The sequence below is a fragment of the Acutalibacter sp. genome (genome assembly GCF_056800975.1).
The window spans coordinates 1-3,120 of sequence record NZ_JBQISV010000150.1; the positions used below are offsets into that span (position 1 = coordinate 1).

Here is a 3,120-nt window from a genome sequence, read left to right on the forward strand (position 1 = left end):
TCTGGAGGACTGCTTCACCCCCTACATCCGCTATGAAGGGTCTGTGATTACCAAAGAAGCCCCTATGTTCAAGTTCCCGGAGGCCGCTATGAGGAACCATATCCTTCTTCCTCTGGACAACTACCTGGACCAGGCTCAGTTTATGGAGTGGGATAAGCTGGTGCCAGCCATTATGGAGGCGGGGCGCAACGAGGAGGGCCAGATATTGATGCCCACCATGTACCGGCTGCCGGTGCTTGGAGTGGAGCGCTCCTTGCTGGACCTGCCAGAGGAGCTGCCTGTAACCCCAGAGGAGATGGCAGCTAGCGGTAACGCGATTTTGGAGTTCGCCAGTTTTCCCGAACCAATGGAGGTATTGGGATATTTTGGTGTTCCGGCGGATTATGAGAAGGAGGAGCTAACCTTTACTGAGGACGAATATGTGGAGCTGTGGCAGAAACTGCTTAAACACCGGCAGGCCTCACGTACCAGCTACTATGCGCCTGTCATCAACAATGGCCGTTTCCATGAGAATGTCCTTAGCGGGTTTTCCGAGAATGTTAAGCTATGGGGCAGCGGCAGACAAGACTATGTAGTCATCCCCCAGCGGGACTGGGAGGGAAAGGTGGCGGCCACGATTACTGGTTTTTTGGCAGTGAACGCCAACACCCCCTACCCGGAGGAGGCGTTTCGGGTGGTGGACGCGCTGCTGGGCAGAGAGGCTATGAAGGATCGCGCTATCTATGTGAATGGCACCACAGTATACATGGACGCCCAACAGGAGCCGCCTCAGGTGCAGGCCCTGTGGGATGAGATTGAGAGCGTGCGCTTCTTCTCTGATTTAGACGGGGAGGACTATCAGCAGGTAGAGTGGCTGGCGTATAAAACAGAGGACATAGAAAAAGCGGCCTGCAACGCCTACTCCACTATGAAAATGATGCTGGCCGAGAGCTGAACAGCTTGTAACGTTTGACAAGGGTAAGAGTCTTATCGGTGATTAACCAGCTGATGTGCTGGATCAATTAGGAGGGACTACCATGAAAACTGCCATTCCCAGAGCTGTTCTGCTGTTTGCAGCCTTGTGTCTCCTGCTGACTGCCTGCCAAAGCGGCGGGAAGGACAGCGGCCAGCAGCTCGCCGCCCATGTAGGAAAAGACCCGAATCGCCCCAAGCTCACTCTGTGTGTGGACCTGAACCCAGGCTTTGAGGCGTCGGAGTCCGGGCCTGTGTTTGATTTTTTGAAGACTGTCCCCGGCTATTTGGATGATTTCAGCGTAGAGCTGGACAGGATCCCCTGTCAGGGGACGGAGCGGGACACAGCCCTGACCAGGGTGAAAACCGAGTTGCTCAGCGGAGCGGGGCCGGACTTGTTTATCTGCGTAAGCCCCAATTTGTTGGATGTGACCCTAATGGAAAAACATCAAAATGCGACGGATGCGTTGTTTCAGTTTCCCCGTTCGGCCATGGAGCTGGGATTCTTTCTGCCGCTGGATGATTATATTGCCAAGGCCCAGTATATGGAGTGGGACAAGCTGCTGCCTGTTGTGATGGATGCGGGGAAATCAGAGAAGGGCCAGCTGCTCCTTCCACTGACCTATTCCATTTCCGCCACCCTGGCAGAGCGGGAGAGCCGCAGTCTCACCGCCAGTCTGCCCATGACCTGGGACGAAATGCTGGTAAGCGAAGACCCCTGCGTGCGATTTGCCTGTTATAGCTGGCGGTTTGGGAGCATACTGGGTGAGCTGGGGGATTACGGTACGGACTCCCTTACCTTTACGGAGGAGGAGCTGTTTGCCCGGCTGGAGGAGGCCCGGGCGGCTAATCTGGCGGGGCGGCCCCAGGAGCTTGGCGAGGCCAACGACGTCATGCCAAGCGTCTCTATCGGAGCCAGCAACGCGCATCTCTTCACTCCTAAAAGTCCGGAATATATTATGATTCCACAATACAATACCACCGGGGGGGTTACCGCCAACATCAACAGCTTTGCCGCAGTCAACGCCAATACCCGGCACCCAGACGAGGCGTTTCTGATTGTGGACAAGCTGCTGGATCAGGAGACCATGTCCAACTGCGAAATCTATGCTTATGGCAGCGCTCTGCCCGTTAACTTGGAGCTGTGTCAGAAGGACGCGCCCTACTACGCTTCCTACTATGGGCAGAACGGCAAACCGCGCACCGAATGGTATATGAACCAGTGGAACTATCAGCAGACCAGGGACTTGGCCGGGCAGGTGAACGCGGTGAACTTTGTAACACCCCTGAACCAAGAGCTGATGCTTGCCTATGGGGACTGCCTGAATGAGGAGGACCCGGAGAAGCGGCGGGAGCTGACAGCGGAGCATTATACCGCCATGAAAATGATGATAGCGGAGAGTTGAAACTTTTCTGAATTCCTGCGGCTATTTTTCATAAAGCATACTTCTTATAGATAGAAGGAGATTTTTCAGGAGGTATCATCATGAGTGTGAAAAGAACTCGAATGATCGCAAGGTTGACGGCTCTGTTGCTGGCGGCGGCAATGCTATGTGTTCTGCTTCCCTCCTGCTCCCTGCAAAAGGAAGCCGGGCCCCTGCACATTTTGCTGGATGTGAGCGAGCGGACAGTGCATAACCCAACAGATTTTGTTTTTGATAAGCTGCTGGAAGAAATCGCGGAGGCCGGCGGCCCTACAGAGGTAGAAGTAGAATACCTGCCCCGGACCGGGGCAGAGCGGGAGACCGCCATTACCCGGCTGCGCACAGAGATCATGGCGGGAGAGGGGCCTGATCTGTTCATGATCAGCAGCAACTATTGGTGGGACGGAGAGTCGCCTGAGGACGGACCGCTGTTCCCTATCCCGGAGAAGGCCATAGTCAATGGGCTGTTTATGCCACTGGACAAGTATATAGCAAAAGCGAAATTTGCCATATGGGACGACTTCAACCAGACGGTAATGGAGGTTGGGCGGACGGAAAAGGGCCAGTTTCTGGTGCCCCTGTCATACACCTTCCCCATCACCTGCTTCCGCCGGTTCGAGGCCAGTCATTCCCCCTCAAAGGACCTGACCTGGGACGACATGCTGGCAGATGAGACTCTGGTGATGAAAGCGGCGGCAGTGTTGCAGGGTGGGAGTGAGACGAATATGATTCATGGGATGGGCAA

At 55.0% G+C, this 3,120-nt stretch carries 3 protein-coding genes; all 3 read left to right on the forward strand.

Annotation, left to right across the window (positions count from 1 at the left end; genetic code table 11):
- Nucleotides 1–934: hypothetical protein (locus ACTO5E_RS10610; protein WP_482303493.1), on the forward strand; the 934-nt coding region annotated here is incomplete at its 5' end.
- Nucleotides 935–1,016: 82 nt separating this feature from the next.
- The gene (locus ACTO5E_RS10615; protein ID WP_482303495.1) at nucleotides 1,017–2,357 is read left to right on the forward strand and encodes a type 2 periplasmic-binding domain-containing protein; all 1,341 of its coding nucleotides are present in this window, start codon (nucleotides 1,017–1,019) and stop codon (nucleotides 2,355–2,357) included.
- Between the two features lie 80 nt (nucleotides 2,358–2,437).
- On the forward strand, nucleotides 2,438–3,120 hold a 683-nt coding region (locus tag ACTO5E_RS10620), incomplete at its 3' end, for a hypothetical protein (protein ID WP_482303496.1).